The 16,596-nt window shown below is 43.4% G+C and carries 19 protein-coding genes and 1 other RNA gene; 15 read left to right on the top strand and 5 right to left on the bottom strand.

Translation table 11 applies throughout. The features are described 5' to 3' along the window. Nucleotides 1–176: 176 nt before the first annotated feature. Nucleotides 177–872 (top strand): hypothetical protein, encoded by a 696-nt coding sequence (locus BLT29_RS04275; protein ID WP_090775075.1) that lies wholly within the window; start codon nucleotides 177–179, stop codon nucleotides 870–872. Nucleotides 873–890: 18 nt separating this feature from the next. Here BLT29_RS04275 and pepF read toward each other — a convergent pair whose 3' ends face one another. Beyond that, nucleotides 891–2,690, bottom strand: a complete 1,800-nt coding sequence (gene pepF, locus BLT29_RS04270; protein WP_090775074.1) for an oligoendopeptidase F — start codon at nucleotides 2,688–2,690, stop codon at nucleotides 891–893. A 210-nt stretch (nucleotides 2,691–2,900) separates the two neighbouring features. On the opposite strand from pepF, the gene BLT29_RS13460 reads away from it, so the two are divergent. From BLT29_RS13460 to BLT29_RS04240, 6 genes are all read left to right on the top strand, one after another. Further along, the gene (locus tag BLT29_RS13460) at nucleotides 2,901–3,482 is read left to right on the top strand and encodes a spore coat protein (RefSeq protein WP_245701061.1); all 582 of its coding nucleotides are present in this window, start codon (nucleotides 2,901–2,903) and stop codon (nucleotides 3,480–3,482) included. Between the two features lie 159 nt (nucleotides 3,483–3,641). Further along, on the top strand, nucleotides 3,642–3,962 hold the full coding sequence (gpsB, locus tag BLT29_RS04260; protein WP_176763795.1) for a cell division regulator GpsB: 321 nt from the start codon (nucleotides 3,642–3,644) through the stop codon (nucleotides 3,960–3,962). Beyond that, entirely contained in the window at nucleotides 3,949–4,383 is a 435-nt protein-coding gene (locus tag BLT29_RS04255) for a ribonuclease HI family protein (protein WP_245701059.1), read from the top strand. Before gpsB ends, BLT29_RS04255 begins: the two co-directional genes overlap by 14 nt. 77 nt (nucleotides 4,384–4,460) lie before the next feature. Then, nucleotides 4,461–4,854, top strand: an RNA gene (rnpB, locus tag BLT29_RS04250) — RNase P RNA component class B. Between the two features lie 123 nt (nucleotides 4,855–4,977). Next, complete coding sequence (locus BLT29_RS04245) at nucleotides 4,978–5,235, top strand: hypothetical protein (protein WP_090775073.1); 258 nt, start codon at nucleotides 4,978–4,980, stop codon at nucleotides 5,233–5,235. 27 nt (nucleotides 5,236–5,262) lie between these two features. Beyond that, nucleotides 5,263–6,396 carry a THUMP domain-containing class I SAM-dependent RNA methyltransferase gene (locus BLT29_RS04240; protein ID WP_090775072.1) on the top strand — a complete coding sequence of 378 codons (1,134 nt, stop codon included), beginning with the start codon at nucleotides 5,263–5,265 and terminating at the stop codon, nucleotides 6,394–6,396. A 121-nt stretch (nucleotides 6,397–6,517) separates the two neighbouring features. Here the strand turns inward: BLT29_RS04240 and BLT29_RS04235 are convergent, their stop codons facing one another. Beyond that, a complete protein-coding gene (locus BLT29_RS04235) occupies nucleotides 6,518–7,864 on the bottom strand; it encodes a TrkH family potassium uptake protein (RefSeq protein ID WP_090775071.1) in 1,347 nt (448 codons plus the stop codon). 120 nt (nucleotides 7,865–7,984) lie between these two features. After that, nucleotides 7,985–8,632: a MarC family protein gene (locus tag BLT29_RS04230; protein WP_176763794.1), complete on the bottom strand. Its 648-nt coding sequence runs from the start codon at nucleotides 8,630–8,632 to the stop codon at nucleotides 7,985–7,987. Between the two features lie 283 nt (nucleotides 8,633–8,915). Between BLT29_RS04230 and fadH the strand changes: the two genes are divergently transcribed. Next, complete coding sequence (gene fadH, locus BLT29_RS04225) at nucleotides 8,916–9,707, top strand: 2,4-dienoyl-CoA reductase (protein ID WP_090775069.1); 792 nt, start codon at nucleotides 8,916–8,918, stop codon at nucleotides 9,705–9,707. Between the two features lie 217 nt (nucleotides 9,708–9,924). After that, complete coding sequence (locus BLT29_RS04220) at nucleotides 9,925–10,509, top strand: hypothetical protein (RefSeq protein ID WP_090775068.1); 585 nt, start codon at nucleotides 9,925–9,927, stop codon at nucleotides 10,507–10,509. A 40-nt stretch (nucleotides 10,510–10,549) separates the two neighbouring features. Here the strand turns inward: BLT29_RS04220 and BLT29_RS04215 are convergent, their stop codons facing one another. Both BLT29_RS04215 and BLT29_RS04210 read right to left on the bottom strand, forming a co-directional pair. Further along, nucleotides 10,550–11,368, bottom strand: coding sequence for an MBL fold metallo-hydrolase (locus BLT29_RS04215; protein WP_367576278.1), 819 nt, complete (start codon nucleotides 11,366–11,368; stop codon nucleotides 10,550–10,552). A 91-nt stretch (nucleotides 11,369–11,459) separates the two neighbouring features. Then, the gene (locus BLT29_RS04210; RefSeq protein WP_090775067.1) at nucleotides 11,460–12,311 is read right to left on the bottom strand and encodes a polysaccharide deacetylase family protein; all 852 of its coding nucleotides are present in this window, start codon (nucleotides 12,309–12,311) and stop codon (nucleotides 11,460–11,462) included. Between the two features lie 141 nt (nucleotides 12,312–12,452). Between BLT29_RS04210 and BLT29_RS04205 the strand changes: the two genes are divergently transcribed. The 6 genes from BLT29_RS04205 (at nucleotide 12,453) to BLT29_RS04185 (ending at nucleotide 16,582) form a co-directional block, all read left to right on the top strand. Then, nucleotides 12,453–12,803: a hypothetical protein gene (locus tag BLT29_RS04205; RefSeq protein ID WP_090775066.1), complete on the top strand. Its 351-nt coding sequence runs from the start codon at nucleotides 12,453–12,455 to the stop codon at nucleotides 12,801–12,803. A 65-nt stretch (nucleotides 12,804–12,868) separates the two neighbouring features. Further along, nucleotides 12,869–13,396, top strand: coding sequence for a GNAT family N-acetyltransferase (locus BLT29_RS04200; RefSeq protein WP_090775065.1), 528 nt, complete (start codon nucleotides 12,869–12,871; stop codon nucleotides 13,394–13,396). Between the two features lie 24 nt (nucleotides 13,397–13,420). Next, nucleotides 13,421–13,933: a GNAT family N-acetyltransferase gene (locus BLT29_RS04195; protein ID WP_090775132.1), complete on the top strand. Its 513-nt coding sequence runs from the start codon at nucleotides 13,421–13,423 to the stop codon at nucleotides 13,931–13,933. A 24-nt stretch (nucleotides 13,934–13,957) separates the two neighbouring features. Beyond that, nucleotides 13,958–14,575: an NUDIX domain-containing protein gene (locus BLT29_RS04190; protein ID WP_090775064.1), complete on the top strand. Its 618-nt coding sequence runs from the start codon at nucleotides 13,958–13,960 to the stop codon at nucleotides 14,573–14,575. Nucleotides 14,576–14,714: 139 nt separating this feature from the next. After that, complete coding sequence (locus BLT29_RS14005) at nucleotides 14,715–14,801, top strand: putative holin-like toxin (RefSeq protein ID WP_367576279.1); 87 nt, start codon at nucleotides 14,715–14,717, stop codon at nucleotides 14,799–14,801. Nucleotides 14,802–15,103: 302 nt separating this feature from the next. After that, nucleotides 15,104–16,582 (top strand): protein adenylyltransferase SelO, encoded by a 1,479-nt coding sequence (locus BLT29_RS04185; RefSeq protein ID WP_090775063.1) that lies wholly within the window; start codon nucleotides 15,104–15,106, stop codon nucleotides 16,580–16,582. Nucleotides 16,583–16,596: the final 14 nt, after the last annotated feature.

The following is a 16,596-nucleotide window of genomic DNA, read 5'->3' as shown; positions in this document are numbered from 1 at the left end:
AGAAAAAAAGAGGGAACAACCAAAACAGGAAGAACAAACGATTTTACAGATGATCAATGCATACCATGCGTGAAGGCGGTTTTTGCCGTCTTTTTTCTTTGTCTTAAAAATGGACAAACTCGTTGGGAGCGGATAAAATTTACAACATAAGTCTTAAAAAGTGGGGGATATCTTTTATGAAGAAAAAACGACAACAACGCTTTTTAGTATATACTGTAGCTATTTTAGCCGTTGCGCTTGTGACATTTCTGGCGATATGGCAAGAAACATGGTATCGACTAGCTGTACTTGGTGCCCTTGTTTTTGTTGGGGTCATTGTCATGCTGTTGCTAGTGAAAATGAGGAAGTTCGATGCATATATTAAAGACGCGCCGCAACGTCTTTCTGTCGACAAGACTTTACCTGCTGAAGCCATTGACTTCGAGAAAATTGAGGAGAAAGAGCGGAAGTTAAAGGCACTTGACTCGGAGAAAACGCAAATATTTGAGGAGTTATTGAGCAAAACAAAAATTGAAGAAAGGGAGAAAATAAGATTGCGCGAGAAGATGGTTCGTGCTGATGAAGAGACTTCACGTATTCGAACGGAATGGTTAAAGACGTCAGAGCGTTTTTCCTCACTTGTCCACGGAACAAAACGTTGGCTTTCACGTGACGGGGTGATGTCTGAAGTGGCATCATCAATTGACCCTGTCGTGCTTCGAGAAGGCACGATTGCTGAGTTAAACCGTGAAATTGGTCGGGTTGTTCCAAGTCTTTCAAAAGAGACCATTCACGGGATGAAAAGCGCTGGTTATGTTGACGAGATGTACCAACTTACACGCGCTGGTTATAAAGCATTAAAACAAGACAAGAAAAGCCAAGCTCATAAATAGTGAGCTTGGCTTTAGGGTTTAGGCGTAGCTTGCTTCTAGCTCAGTAACAAGTGTATCCACATACGAGATTGCATCGCGAATGGTTTGTGGGTCTTCCATATTTATCCCAACGATATTCAACAAGTCAAGCGGGCTTTTTTTGCCGCCTGTTTTTAAAAGTGAGAGCCATGCATCCATGATAGGTTGACCTTGTTCTTCATACAGCTTGTAAGCTTTTGTTGCGGCGGTTAAACCAGCAGAATACGTGTATGGGTACAAGCCCATATAATAATGGGGCTGCCTCATCCACGTGCGACCAGCACGCTCGTCAATGGTGACAGTATCCCCCCAGAACCCCTGTAATACAGCTTGCTTTTCTTGACGAAGGAGCGCTGCAGTAAGTGGGGTTCCTGATTCGGCATGCGCATATATGCGACGCTGGAATGCACCCTCAAGAAGGTGGGTGACAAAGTTATGGTAATAAGTGCCAAGGAACTCTAAAATGACCCAACGTTTCATTCTAGGATCGTCACTTTGTTTCAGTAAATAGTTCCCCAAAAATAGTTCGTTCATTGTGGATGGTGCTTCAACAACATACATTGAACACTCCGTTGCGTTAAGTGGCTGGTGCTGATTGGCTAGGTGGAAATGACCAGCATGCCCAAGCTCGTGTGCCAATGTAAACGCACCACGCATGCTGTTTGTCCACGTGAGCAAGATGTATGGATGCGAACCATAAGGACTGGCACAAAATGCGCCTGTACTCTTTCCGATATTATCAGCGCGATCGACCCAACGCTCATCCCGTGCGGTCACAAGCATTTCTTGATACGCTGTTCCAAGCGGCGTAAGTGCTTTCATGACAGCATCAAAAGCTTCCTCGTAAGTTGTTTCTGGTTGGAATTCAGGGTCAAGTGGCGCTTTTAAATCACAAAAATGAAGTTCGTCTAAGTTGAGGACTTCTTTTTTTAGTCGTGCGAAACGTTGCATAATTGGGGCAAGCTCATGATAAATGATATCAAGCTGATTGGTGTACATTGCCATCGTAACGTCTTGTTCATGCAATAGCATCGCCGTGGCAGATTCATAGCCACGTGATCGCGCCAAAACGACTTGTTTTTGTACTTCTGTGGCATAAAGTTGCGCATACGTATGCTCATACTGTTGGAGCGTTTGGTCGAATGCATCATAAGCGCGTCGACGTTCACCTGTATTGCTTGATTCTTCATAATGGTCTTCAAACCGAGCAAATGAGAGCGGTTTTTCTAAGCCATCTGCGCCAGTAAAAGTAGGAAATGCCATATCAGCCGCTTTGCTCACAGAATATGTGCTGTACGGGGCAGATAAAACTGGAGAGAGCGCTGCGAGTATTTCCTCTGTTTCTGAAGGTAAAACATACGGTTTATCACGAAGAAGCTGATCTAAATAAACGTCAAAGCGTGCTAAACCAGGTTCTTGTTTACGAAATTCATTGATCTTCTTGTTTGGAAGCGCGGAAATATCTGCTTCAATTTTTGCCAATTGAGACTTTAATGACGCACCTACATGATCTGTACGGGTTTCGTTTGCTTGCGCTTGTTCATTTGTACCGTCTTCAGATAGACGTAAAGAGGAATAGTGAGAAACAAGCACATATTTCTCAAGAATCGTTTCTGCTGTTTGTAAGACACTGAGTAACGTCTCTGCCCCTTGATCTAATGTTCCTTGACAGATGGATAACTGGTGTACATCTTGTGCTAAAGATTGCAATGCCTGTTCCCACTTGTGATCATCTTTGAAAAGATCGCTTAAGTCCCATGTTTGTTCGAGTGGGACGTTTGTGCGTTGCGTTAAATTCATGATTCTCCCCCTGACCGTTACATTTTACGAATCCCTTTTATTATACATAACATTTAACATGATTGCATGGAGATATCGTTGCCTGGTGAAAGTGTGGATAGATGTTTATCTTTAATGTTATGGCAAAATTGGGTCATTTCATTAGTACACGTTGACTAGTGCTGACATAAGGTATTAGTGAATCACATCTAAAAAGGAGGAAAATACACTATGTTTTGCAAGAAACCGCAGCATTGTTGTCCGCCACCTAGACCTGTATGTAAACCTGTATGCTCGGCACCTGTTGCGCCTATGCAATATGGGAAGGGGCCAGCGGCTCCCGTTCAATCAAAGCAAATGCCGGCTGTTGTACACCCGACGAAACATCAAGTCGTTGAAAGTACACAAGAATATATCGTACCAGAAATCCATCCTACGCATACAACGCACATAAAAAACCATGTTTATAAACACGTCCATCAATATCCACAAACACAAAGCGTGGAGGAAAACGTAACAAATGAACAATATTGTGAGCAGCCAGCACCATCTGCACCATCGTATGGAGCACCATCGTATGGAGCTCCAAGCTATCCAGTGGCACCGTCAGCATATGCACCTTCGAACGTGATGCCAGCAGCCAATGTACCTGCACCTTCGAATGTCATGCCAACTGCCAATGCCCCAGCAAATGTGCAACCAGCGACAAAGCCAGCAGCAAAACCAGCGGCAAACATGCCAGCACCTGAAAATGTGCAACCAGCTGCAAAGCCGGCGACTAAGCCAGCTTCTAAACGTCCATATTGGGGATAGCATATGATCGATAGGGCGAGCTTTTTCGTCCTATCGCTCTGTTGTACGTTTGGACAAGCGTGTAGATATAAGTCGACATTGTCGAGTGATTATAATTGACTTTGCCGCCAATTTTTGAAAAAATAGATGTACATGAAATTGGAGACAAGAGGTGATATCATGGGTAGCTTGGATACACGACTTAGCGCAAAAGACATTTTAGATCAAGACTTTAAAGTAGGTATGCGCGGTTATAACCAGGATGAGGTTGATAAGTTTTTAGATGCAATTATTCAGGACTATGAGGCTTTTCAAAAAAGAATTACGCAATTAGAACAAGAAAATGAACACTTAAGAAAGCGATCAGAGCGTTCTTCATCTGGGCGCGTGACACAATCAGTGAGTCCTTCTCCAACAGGTAACACAAATTATGACATTTTACAGCGGTTATCTAACTTGGAGAAACAAGTATTCGGAAGCAAAATGAGTGAGTTGGATTAATAAAATGATTCGTTTGTATACGGATGGGGCAAGTAGCGGTGATCCTGGTCCTTCTGGTGTTGGTATTGTTTATGTGCTTGCGGACGGTACAACAAAGGAAGACCGATATTTTATTGGTAGCGCAAGTAACCATGAAGCAGAGTTTATGGCACTACGTATTGGGTTGTTAACTTGTCTCCATCACGGCTGGCGTCAAGTAAGTGTTTGTACAGATGCTAAATTGGTTTGTGATAGTGTTGAAAAGCGTTATGTGAAAAATAAACATTTCAGCACACACTTGCAAGTGATTTTGAAGCAAGTCGATCAGTGTGAGCTTTTTTTTATTAAGTGGATTCCAAGTAAGCAGAACAAAAAAGCAGATGCGCTGGCAAAACTGGCTTTACGCGAGCCATTGAGGCGATTTAACGAGGAAGGCGTATGAGCACTCAAAGATGCTTCTCGCATCTTGCTGGAGGCGAAATTTTATGTTATAATTACAAGATCGCTTTAACGAGTCATCCTTTCAGGTAATCGCTGCGCCAAAAGCGTAGAGGAAAGTCCATACTCGCACAAGCTGCGATGCTTGTAGTGTTCGTGTCTAGCGAATTCATAAGCTAGAGTAGTCAGCATGTCTGGCTAACGGCAAGCGTTTTGCCTAAGTCTTTTAAGATACGGCATACACGCTTTGAAAGTGCCACAGTGACGTAGTCTGCTTGGAAACGAGTAGAGTGGAACGCGGTAAACCCCTCGAGCGAGCAACCCAAACAATGGTAGGGGCATTGTCTTGCCTGGAAATGAACAGAGCAAGATGAATGATGAAACAACTATGTTTCATTGTAGATAGATGGTTACCACCTGAGTACGAGGCTCATCCCCGTTTGTAGTACGATGGAACAGAACATGGCTTATCGATTGGATGCAAGATGGCGTTACAAGCGACGAAAAACCCTTTCATGAGGGTTTTTTATTTTGGTAAGCCTTTAATTTGTTTAAGATATGCGCATCCCGCTAATGATAAACATAGGAGGCGAAGCAAATGAAACGTTCATTTATGCTATACTGGGTGGGGGTCGTTCTTTTTTTATTGAATGTCGTTGCATTTGCAGTGCAAGGCGCTTTATTTGATGGGGGTTTGTTGCTTATATTTGCGCTGATCGCTTATATTACGATGATTTATTTGTACTATGCGTCAGCACAATTACGTATTGCTGTCATTTTGCTAAGTTCTACTATAGGTGTAGGTGCCATTTTATTTTCTGTGATCGTTTATTTAAATGATGGACAGTGGCTGTAGTTTCGGCAGTTAGGAGAGGTGTATGGGATGGAGAAAGTCACATTAATTGCAACAGCAACGATGGGATTAGAAGCAGTTGTTGCACGAGAAGTTCGGAATCTAGGTTTTGAAGATGTAAAGGTGGAAAATGGACGTGTTGTCTTTACGGCTGACGTATCAGCCATTCCGCGTGCAAATTTATGGCTTCGCACAGCTGATCGGGTAAAAATTCAAGTCGGGTCATTTAAAGCAACAACGTTTGATGAGCTATTTGAAAAGACAAAGGCACTTCCGTGGGCAGATTTATTACCGCCCGATGCGGAGTTTCCTGTGCTTGGACGATCGGTGAAGTCAACGTTATTTAGTGTTTCTGATTGTCAAGCAATTGTTAAAAAAGCAGTCGTAGAAAGTTTAAAAATACGTTATAAGAAAGAATGGTTTGTAGAGGACGGGCCACTTTATCGGATTGAGGTTGCTTTATTAAAGGACATGGCGACATTGACTATTGATACGAGTGGAGAAGGACTACATAAGCGTGGTTATCGTGCTTTACATAATGCAGCACCGTTAAAGGAAACGCTTGCGGCAGCGATGATTCAATTGACGACATGGCATCCTGAGCGTCCTTTTGCTGATCCATTTTGTGGGTCAGGTACGATTGCCATTGAAGCAGCGATGATTGGTCAAAATATTGCACCGGGTTTTAACCGGGATTTCGCTTCTGAACAATGGGATTGGATCGGAAAAGATCGTTGGGATGAGGCACGACAAGAAGTTGAAGATTTAGCGAATTACGACCAATCGCTTGACATCGTTGGTTCTGACATCGACCATCGCTCTGTTGAATTAGCCAAGGGAAATGCACGTGAGGCAGGATTAGGCGATGTGATCAAGTTTAAACAAATGCAAGTGAGAGACTTTCACAATAAAGGTTCCTACGGTGTGGTTGTCGGTAACCCTCCGTATGGTGAAAGAATTGGTGAACGCGCAACGGTTGAGAAGATGTATCAAGACATGGGGGAAGCCATACGACACCACGACACATGGTCGGTGTATATTCTTACTTCACACGAAGGTTTTGAAGCGTTATATGGTAAGCAAGCAAGTAAAAAGCGGAAATTATATAATGGCAACATTAAAACCGATTATTACCAGTTCTTTGGACCACGCCCGCCGCGGTGATTAGGGTTGTTAAAGCACTATACTTTTAGTGATCGAGTTAACGATATTATTATTATGTAAACTTGTTGAAGTGTTCGACCTCTCTTGAAGAGGATCGAACACTTTTTATAAAAGCAATCGGTTACCCAGTAAAAACGTCTTCTTCAGGGTAACGCACATTAGATCTTTTAGGTGTTGCTAGCGTAAAGGCGATTGTCAGTGGTCCGATTCTGCCAATAAACATGACGACAATGATGACACACTTACCTATAATTGAAAGTTGGTCTGTAAGCCCCATGGACAAACCGACTGTGCCAAAGGCAGAGAAGACTTCAAAGACAATCATCATAAACGGTGCATCTTCAGTAATGGTGAGAATAAACAGTGTGACAACAATAACGATCATACTAATGACGATGATCGCAAATGCTCTTAAAATGGTGTTCAGTTTAATCGTTCGTGAAAAAATAACGGGCTCAGCTCTTCTTCTTAGGAAAGACCATGCTGCTAAGATGATTACGAAGAAAGTAGTTAATTTCACGCCACTTGCTGTCGACGCGCTACCAGCACCAATAAACATGAGCAGCAAAATGAATAGAATAGATGGTGTTGTCATACTTGCGATGTCCAATGTATTGAACCCCGCTGTTCGAGGGGTGACCGCTTGAAAATAAGCGCCCCAAACTTTTTCTACACTTGACAGATGCCCAAGTGTATTTGGGTTTGTATATTCCAATATGAAAATAACAAGGAATGCAATCACATTGAGGGCAAACGTCCCGATGAGCATGATCTTTGTATGTAAAGAGAGTGCGTGAAACGTTCGTTTATACCAAAGATCGGCCAAAACAGTAAATCCAATCCCACCAGTAATAAAAAGAATGGTAATAACAAGATTGACAATCGGATCACCGACATAAGCAGAGAGTCCGTCAGACCAAAGGGAAAACCCGGCATTGTTAAACGCAGAGATTGTATGAAATAAACTTTGGTATATACCTTCCTGCCAACCAAATTCAGGTACCCATCGAATGGATAATAAAAGAACTGAGATTGTTTCCATTGCAATTGTAAAAATGAGTAAAACCCGAACAAGCCGGATTAATCCTCCAAGTGACGTTTGATTCATTGCCTCTTGAATGAGCAGGCGCTGGTGTAAGCCAACTTTTTTTCCTAACATCATGACGATTAATACAGCAAAAGTCATCAGCCCTAATCCGCCAAGTTGGATTAAAATCATGATGACAACTTGTCCAAATACAGTATAATCAAGTCCAGTATCAACAACAGCAAGTCCCGTTACCGTAATGGCAGAGGTTGCGGTGAAAAAAGCATCTATCCATGAGATGTGTGTTGTAGCGGCAAACGGTAGTTTTAATAAGAACGTTCCAATAACGATAAAAGCAAAAAAGCTCAGTGCGAGGATTTGAGGCGGATTAAAATGAAGTGTCTTTTCTTTAGAAAGAGATTTCCGTAGAAACTTTCCCATCATTACATGCCTTCTTTCAATGATGTTTTGGATGCCATCGTATGAATGAAAGGTATCGCTCATACGATGGATATATTCTAAATGAAAGGAAGGCAATAGGCAACCATTTTTTGCGAGAGATTAAGCAGCCATCCGTCTATGTACAATCGGGAAGGCTTCGACAACGCCAAGGACAATCATTTCGATGGCAATGGCTGTTAAAATGAGTCCCATGAGGCGTGTGATGACTGCCAGTCCAGTATGCCCGATTTTCCCTTGAATCCAATTGGCCAACATGAGAACGATAAACGTGATAAATAAGACAGCAGTAAACGCAAAGAATGTTACACCGACATGCATCCAACGGTTATTCTGACTAGATGTCAAGCTCATGACCGCTGCAATTGTGCCAGGTCCAGCGATCAATGGGGTACCAAGTGGAGAGATGGAAATATCACCTTTGTCTTCTCCTTCAGATTGCTCCTTGTCGTGCAATGAGTGACTTGATGTCCTCTTTGCTAAAACGAGATGATAGCCAATGCCAAATAAGATGATGCCACCGGCTATTCTTAGCGCATCAATTGTAATACCAAATAGTTTAAAAACGAATTGTCCAAGCAACAAAAAAATAGTCAAAATGACAAAAGCAACGAGGACCGCTTTCAGAACCGTTTTCCGTCGTTCCATATTAGTCTGATCTCCTGCTAAGCCAAGAAAAACAGGAATGTTCCCAATTGGATTCATAATTGCAAAGATAGAAACGAAGGCGTGAATAAAAAACGACACCATGTGACGATCGCTCCTTCTCATTATTCTTAAGGTGAATTTCAGGGCTAATCTCTCTAGCGCTCACAGGTAGTTTGACCAGTCATGTAGTAAATATGCATAAAAAATCCCAAGAAAAGTTTCTAATAGTCACATCGTTTCAATGTAGTAAGTACAAAAAAGTGACCAGAAAAAAGTTTTCTAAACAAAATAAATGAAACCCCTTTCATTTATGGCAAAAATTATGCATAATGGGGAGGAGGAGTCATATGCGAGAGGAAACATTGGAGAAGGGTGGATATATATCATGGATAAAAAAGTTATAATTGTTACTGGTGGCAGCAGTGGTATGGGGAAATCAATGGTGAAGCAATTTGCGAATGAAGGCGCTTACGTTGTTGTTTGTGCGCGAGACGAGGAAAAATTATTAAAAACAAAGCAGGAATTAGAAACATTCGAGGGGCAAATTGCGACATATTCTGTCGATGTACGTGATGACGAAGGTGTTAAAAACATGATTGCCGACGTCGTGAGTAAATTTGGTGGCATTACAGGTGTCGTCAATAATGCAGCGGGCAACTTCCTCTGTCCAGCTGAGGATTTGAGTCTGAATGGTTGGAATGCAGTTGTTGACATCGTCTTGAACGGTACATGGCACATGACACAAGCGGTTGGACAACATTGGATTGAAACAAAACAACCAGGCTCTATCGTCAACATTGTCGCGACGTATGCATGGACAGGCGGACCTGGTGTTGTCCACTCTGCTAGTGCAAAAGCAGGCGTGCTTGCAATGACAAAAACGCTTGCGGTCGAATGGGGCAGTCGCTATGGTATTCGTTTTAACGCCATTGCACCCGGTCCAATTGAAGAGACGGGTGGCGTAGAAAAACTTATCCAAAGCGAGAAAGCACACAAAATGGCGTTAAAGAGCATCCCAATGCACCGTTTTGGAAAAGGTGAGGAAGTCGCTAACTTAACCTCTTACTTAATGTCCGAGCAAGGATCTTATATTAATGGCACATGTATTACAATTGATGGTGGACAGTCCATTGGTCAATCGGGCTTCCAAACAGGTGCAGCTGCTTTTACGAGCTAAGTGAAATACAACTTGCAGTAGATCGTGGTTTGATAAGCTACCGGTCTGCTGCAAAGTTGTATTTACTCGAGTACATCGAGGTTTAGCGCTGCGTCGGAAGAAGCGTTTTATTTTCCTCCCCTAGCACTTCGGTCACCTAAAAACCCTCTTACTTTTATACTCTTATAGGTCTACTATGGTAAAATACATGCAAAACTGAATATTAAAGGGGTTTATTATGAAACGGATCGCAGTATATTCAATGTTTGTCGCAAGTCTTTTGTTCGTTAGTGGGTGTTTACAAAGCAAGTCAGTGCTTGAGCCGATTAACTGGAGTGAGAAAGAACAACGTTTGTTGATGATCGGTTTAGATGGCGCAGTTGCTTTTAAGACAGCTCATTTGAAAGAAACAGTGAAGGGCATAAATGTGTATCTCGATATATACGAGAATGGTGAATTAAACGAAAATGAATCAAGAAGTTTATATGAAAGTGTGGATCCGGCAACAGAGCGCCATTTTGCGTATAAATTTGCGAAAGTACCTGCGGGCGAAGATCTTTCTTTTTCTTTTTTTACGCATACAGTAGATAATGATGGCACAGCTGGCTTTGAATCTCTTGAAACACTTCCTTACAGTAACGAGATATTTGTCACTTATGCAACTGCGGGAGGGCTGGATCCGGATGCGGAAAAATCCCCATTGTTTTTGTGGTCTTCATACGAAGGCATACACTCAGGTTGGTATACAGATGAAGGAATAAACGCATTACGAGAGACAAAAGAGACATTTGTTGTGATTGGGATTGAATGGATACACGAATGAAAAGGAGCGTGAACACCGAGTGCTGCCGGTGTTCACGCTGTTATTTCTCCCCTAAAATCGACGTAATAATATGCTTTGTATGCCATTGACCGGAAGAGAAACGTGTAATCGGGTATACGCGGGGGAACAGTTTGTGCTCGATTTCTTTGTTTGTTAGCCCTTTTTCATGTAAATCCGTCACTTCTTCTGTCAAACTACACAAATAATCTCGCTTAGCACGTAGTTGTTCTTTCCCATTCGGGAGATGTCCTGCGTGACTACAAAATACTTCTTCAAAATCATAACTTAGGACATGTTCTAGTGAGCGAATAATTTGCGGGATGGATTCTGTGTCCATGATGACTTTTGTGCGTGCTTGAATAAACAAGTCACCGGAAAAGAGTTGCCCCGTTGATGTATTTAAAAATGCAGTATGGTCAGCCGCATGGCCGGGTGTGAAGATACTCCTCCACTCGAATGTGCGTGATTGAAATGTTTCAGGTAGTGGGCTAGCAATGAAAGCTTTTCTTCTGCCCCAGAAAAGTTGTCGGTATAAAGGATATTTCCCTTTTTTACGCGCTTCACCAACCGACAAACCGTCTAAATAAATGGGCAGGTCATATTGCTTTTGCAGCGCTGCGGCACAACCGGTATGGTCTTCGTGCACATGTGTACAATAAACGGCGTTCACTGATTGTGTGGAGAAAAACTGTAGGAACTGCTTAACGAGTGAGTGAGCACCTGTATCAATCGCAATTCCGTCTATGACGAAAGCATGGACGTTGAGCTTGACTGCTTGGAACTGAATGATGCCGTTAGCGTATTGTACATCGCCAATTTGACCTTGAACCATCTTTTTATGTAAAAACAACGTGAGCACCTCCGATTGAAAAAGTGAGCATGATATGAATGAGTCATCATTCATTTTGTGTGAGTAAATAAAGACGCCCGTCTGGATGTACAGCTGTATTTCATTCCAACGGGTAGTCTGCTAATAAGACGAAAGAAAATCCGCGTTCTTTCAATAACGAAACAGCGGCTTTTACGCCCTCGGCCGTACCGCTTTTTGGTTGGTTCATGTGAAGAAGCGCAATGGAACCGGGTGTAGCATCGCGCAATGCCTCTTGGACTTGCGCTGCCGAATAAGTGGCACCAGCGTCACCGAGCACATTGTAGTTGACGACGTTTAATCCGAGTGAAGTCACCATCTTCACAGAAACGTCATCATAATAAGCGGTACCTGAGCGAAAGGCGGTTGGCGCACGACCGGTTTCTGATACAATCCGATTATGGTTTTGTGCTACTTCGAAAAAAGCTTCCGTAATAGAAGCCGTCCCGGTGATACCCCATTCTGATTGTCCTGTGACAGATAGCGGTTTGTGGGCGGTGCCGTGGTTTTCGATTTGAAACAGTGGGTCCGCAGCAAGCGCCAAAAAACGTTCATAATTGTGGTCGATCCATCGTTCATTCACAAATAAAGTAGCTGGGATTTGTTCGTCCAGTAAAAAATCAAGGAGTACTTCGTCTACATCGCTCCCGTACTCCCCGCCACATGCATCAAATGTCAGCGCAATGACTTGGTCTGTAGTGGCAAGCTTGGTTTTCACACCTGTGACGGTTTCACCCCATTCGCTTGGTTCATCGTTAAAAGGCGTGAGGTCAATATCTTCTGCGCGTAAAAATAAGTGTTCTATTTTTCCTGTAGTCGTTGTATGCTTCACTTCTTTAGTCTCTTCAGGTTGTGTGGACTGTTTATGATCCGTGTTGCAACTTGTAACGATGAGGCTGCCTAACAGTAAAAGGGTAAGTGCGCGAAACTTCATCACAACGCTCCTCGCCAATGATTTTCTTTATCATACCGTAAGTCCTTTCATATCGCAAAGGGTACACATTTTTTTGCCCTAGGATAAAAAAGTTTCCTGATGGAAAAATAACAGTGAGACAGATATGAGGGGGATAGAGCAATGATGTTTGCTGCAATCGGGTTATTGTTTGGAGGGCTTTTCATCATCAATGCTATTTTTGCCTATCAAGCAAAGCATATCGAGCCGGTTTTCCTAACAACATTATGGTACCAAGTAAAACTTGTTCCGCTCATGTTAGCGGCGAACTTAATGATTGGCTTTGGCGTAAAGAAAGCGTATGATGTGTTGCAGCAACTGACTTTGTCTTTAACATTATCCAAAGCGATTGAAATTTCCGTGTGCGTGTTATTAGGATGGATCTTTTTAAAGGAAGTCCCAAATTGGCGAACAGCGGTCGGGATGGCCATGATTGTCGGTGGTTTTTTTGTGATGAAAATAAAGGGAAGTTAAGGGGGCTTGTTTCGGTGTTGTATTATGATATGATTGCAATGAAAGCGCTTGAGGAGGTATGACCATTGAACCAAGATATCCAAACAAAACGATTACAGTTAAGAGAAATGCAACTTGAAGATGCGCCGGCGTTATTTGAAATTTGGTCAGATCCAGATGTGACCAAATTTATGAATGTGGATGCATTTGCTGATGTGTCTCAAGCCGAAGAAATGATTGCTTTTTTAAGGAGCTTGTCGGAGCAAAAACGAGCTTTGCGCTATACGGTATGGAAAGCCCCAACAAAGGAAGTGATTGGTTCTTGTGGGTACAACGAGATCGACGTGGCGCAGGGGAAAGTGGAAATTGGTTATGAATTCGCAAAAGAACATTGGGGACACGGGTATGCACCTGAGGCAATTGATGCACTAATGACCGATGCCCGTGATCATTTGCACGTCAAACGGGTGGAAGCAAAAGTAGAACGAGAAAATATCAATTCAATCAAAGTGTTACAAAAGTTGAACTTTGTTTATGAACGCGAGGTAAGAGAAGAGGAAAACGGCAAGGTGACGGTGCTGGACGTTTATGTAAGGGATCTTCGAGACGCGTAGATTGGGGAAGAAAAACGGATGAAAATAAATTTACAAACAGATAGATTGTCCATACGTAATTTTACTTACAATGATTCAGTGCAATTATACGAGTACACCTCTTTGTCTGAAGTCATGACATACATTCCAGAAGGGGTTTTCACAAAAGAAATGGCGAAAGAATTTGTTGAAAAGCAAAGTTGCCCCAAACAAGCAACAAAATTTGCGGTGTTTTTAAAAGGACAGCCACGTTTAATTGGTCATATCGATTTTTTCAAATGTTTCGGGGAACACACCTATGAAATCGGTTGGGTTTTTCATCCGGAATTTTACGGACAAGGTTTTGCGACCGAAGCAGCACAAGCATTTGTTAACTATGTATTTACCTATTTAAAAGCTCACCGCATTATTGCAACTTGTCAACCAGAAAATCACCCTTCATATAAAATAATGGAAAAAATCGGAATGCGCCGGGAAGGGTTTTTTAAGAAATGTATTCCCCATGAAGGCGGCTGGTGGGATGAATATTTCTATGCGATTTTGCGGGAGGAATTTTAAGTAAGTATTGATAGGGGGCGAGCAATGAAAACAATCAATGTCGCAAGTCTTACAGAGGAGCAGCCATTTTGTGCAGGGGTGATTCTCCAAGACTCGGAGCACCGCCTGATCGCTACCATCAACACAACAAATCGAGCAGGTTATTACCGGATTGGTGGCGTTGGCGGTGGGCAAGAAGTCGGAGAAACGGTCGTCCAATGTGCGATGCGCGAGGCTTTAGAGGAAGTCGGTGTGGCTGTTCGACTGAAACATTCATCAACGACATATTTGCATGATTTAGATACGAATAATTTCATGCAAGTACAGTGCGAGGATGAGCTTGCGCCATTTCTTGTGCAGTTTAGAAAAAATAAGTATCCACACAAACCGTATCGGGAAGGGTTGCCATGTGGGGCATATACGCATTATGTGCTTTATTTAGCCGACGCTGACTTGGAGGGTATCACACCTTCAAGTGAAGTAAAAGGTCTTATACACGTGAAACGAGAAGAATGGAGCATCTTAGAGCAAGGATTGACAATTCGTGCCCTGCAAGAAAAGGGCGTATGTATTGTTGCGCGTGCGGATGTAGACGAGCATTTTCAAGTGATGGTGCATGAAGATGAATCTTTGCGAGTGATTGCGGACTTTTTGTCTACATAGTCGGTGTAGGAAAGTGACAGAGGAGAGAAAGCGGTTGCTTGTTATGTATTGTCAAAAAATGTTTCAGTGTGTTATGATTGTCATGCAGTAATTGGATTTTTAAGGGTGGACAGCACTTCCTGTAGAAGGGAGGTGTTGCATGATGACGACATTTCAAGCGCTAATGCTACTCATCGCATTCACGGGTTTGATTGTATCGATCATCCATTTGTCAAAAGACAAATAACCACCCTTAAGCGCTGCCATGCTTGGTAGGGTGGTTTGCATCTGCTTACATTGGCTGTCCCTCTTAAAGGGAATCCAGTTACTCGCGACCGTGGGTGTGTTACGAGCACCTGCGGTCTTTATCATCATACGCTATATGTAATTTAAGTATACATGCAGTGTGTGAAGTGCGTCAAGTCTATACTAGTTGAAGAGAGCCAAGCAGGATAAGATCCTTCTTGGCTGTTTTCTGTTATTTTGTGGGGTGCAAGTGGTATACTAACGATACATGAAAACGGATTTTCTCAGAAAAAGGAGACTGATATGACAGAAAGCAGGAAGATGACGGAAGCAGGCTGGAATTTTGATAATAGTTATGCACGATTACCACATTTGTTGTTTGAAAAAGTTGATCCGACCCCTGTAAAGGCGCCAAAACTTGTCGCGTTCAATGAATCGTTGGCGACATCACTTGGATTGAACAAGGAAGCCTTACAGCATCAGGCTGGTGCCGAAATTTTTGCGGGCAATACGCTTCCGCAAGGTGCGGCGCCACTTGCACAAGCGTACGCCGGGCATCAATTTGGCCATTTGACGATGCTAGGTGATGGGCGCGCAATCTTACTTGGTGAGCAAATGACGTCGGCAGGAGAACGGGTGGATGTTCAACTGAAAGGAGCAGGGCGAACGCCTTATTCTCGCAGAGGAGATGGACGGGCAACGCTTGGGCCGATGTTACGCGAATATATTATTAGTGAGGCGATGCACGCGCTTGGCATTCCGACGACGCGGAGTTTAGCTGTCGTGACAACGGGTGAGGATGTCGTGCGGGAAGCGATGTTACCAGGGGCGGTGCTCACCCGGGTGGCGCAAAGTCATTTACGGGTCGGGACGTTTCAGTTTGTCGCACAAGTTGGCACAATCGACGACTTACGCACACTTGCAGATTACGCATTGACGCGGCATTTTCCTGAAATTGAAGCAGCGGATGAACAACGCTATCTCGCTTTATTACAAGCGGTGTGCAAGCGCCAAGCAGCGCTCATTGCGAAATGGCAGCTCGTAGGCTTTATTCATGGTGTCATGAACACTGATAACATGACAATTAGTGGCGAGACCATTGACTATGGACCGTGCGCGTTCATGGACACGTATGACTCAGCAACGGTGTTTAGTTCGATTGATGTGCATGGGCGTTATGCATATGGGAATCAACCGCAAATTGGCGCGTGGAACCTTGCTCGTTTTGCGGAGGCGCTGTTGCCATTGTTACATGAAGATCAGGATGAAGCAGTCAAGCGCGCTGAAGCTGAGATTTCCCGTTATGCCGAAGCGTTTGAAGCGCAGTGGCTCACTGGAATGAGGGCGAAGCTTGGTTTATTACGTGAAGAAAAAGAAGATCGGGCACTGATCAACGAGTTGCTTACGCTTATGCAAAAACATGAAGCCGACTTTACAAATACATTTCGTGCTTTAACATTAGACGACGTAAACGAAGCAAACTTGGATAACCAGCCGGCATTCAAAGAATGGTACGCGCGTTGGCAAACACGGTTAGAGAGAGAACAAGCGTCTGCCGCTGACATTGAACGCTTAATGAAGCAAAGCAACCCCGCGGTCATTCCGCGTAATCACCAAGTTGAAGCCGCGCTCAAAGCAGCGGTTGAAGAGGACGATACGCAAGTGATGACGCAGTTACTAGCCGCGCTTGATACGCCTTTTGCGCACACGTGTGAAAAAACTGTATATACCGCACCACCGCTGGCTACCGCACCACCGTATCGAACATTTTGTGGAACGTAAAGGGTAGGGGAAAG

Source organism: Shouchella lonarensis (assembly GCF_900096965.1).
In the GTDB taxonomy this organism is placed as follows: Bacteria; Bacillota; Bacilli; order Bacillales; family Bacillaceae_D; genus Shouchella; species Shouchella lonarensis.
The sequence above is the reverse complement of the archived record's forward strand: the minus strand, read 5'-3'. Positions and strand labels throughout refer to the sequence as shown.

Coding starts and splice junctions, on each gene's coding strand:
- BLT29_RS04275 (WP_090775075.1), top strand. CDS start 177: ATGAAGAAAAAACGACAACAACGCTTTTTAGTATATACTGTAGCTATT.
- pepF (WP_090775074.1), bottom strand. CDS start 2,690: ATGAATTTAACGCAACGCACAAACGTCCCACTCGAACAAACATGGGAC.
- BLT29_RS13460 (WP_245701061.1), top strand. CDS start 2,901: ATGTTTTGCAAGAAACCGCAGCATTGTTGTCCGCCACCTAGACCTGTA.
- gpsB (WP_176763795.1), top strand. CDS start 3,642: ATGGGTAGCTTGGATACACGACTTAGCGCAAAAGACATTTTAGATCAA.
- BLT29_RS04245 (WP_090775073.1), top strand. CDS start 4,978: ATGAAACGTTCATTTATGCTATACTGGGTGGGGGTCGTTCTTTTTTTA.
- BLT29_RS04240 (WP_090775072.1), top strand. CDS start 5,263: ATGGAGAAAGTCACATTAATTGCAACAGCAACGATGGGATTAGAAGCA.
- BLT29_RS04235 (WP_090775071.1), bottom strand. CDS start 7,864: ATGGGAAAGTTTCTACGGAAATCTCTTTCTAAAGAAAAGACACTTCAT.
- BLT29_RS04230 (WP_176763794.1), bottom strand. CDS start 8,632: ATGGTGTCGTTTTTTATTCACGCCTTCGTTTCTATCTTTGCAATTATG.
- fadH (WP_090775069.1), top strand. CDS start 8,916: ATGGATAAAAAAGTTATAATTGTTACTGGTGGCAGCAGTGGTATGGGG.
- BLT29_RS04220 (WP_090775068.1), top strand. CDS start 9,925: ATGAAACGGATCGCAGTATATTCAATGTTTGTCGCAAGTCTTTTGTTC.
- BLT29_RS04210 (WP_090775067.1), bottom strand. CDS start 12,311: ATGAAGTTTCGCGCACTTACCCTTTTACTGTTAGGCAGCCTCATCGTT.
- BLT29_RS04205 (WP_090775066.1), top strand. CDS start 12,453: ATGATGTTTGCTGCAATCGGGTTATTGTTTGGAGGGCTTTTCATCATC.
- BLT29_RS04190 (WP_090775064.1), top strand. CDS start 13,958: ATGAAAACAATCAATGTCGCAAGTCTTACAGAGGAGCAGCCATTTTGT.
- BLT29_RS14005 (WP_367576279.1), top strand. CDS start 14,715: ATGATGACGACATTTCAAGCGCTAATGCTACTCATCGCATTCACGGGT.
- BLT29_RS04185 (WP_090775063.1), top strand. CDS start 15,104: ATGACAGAAAGCAGGAAGATGACGGAAGCAGGCTGGAATTTTGATAAT.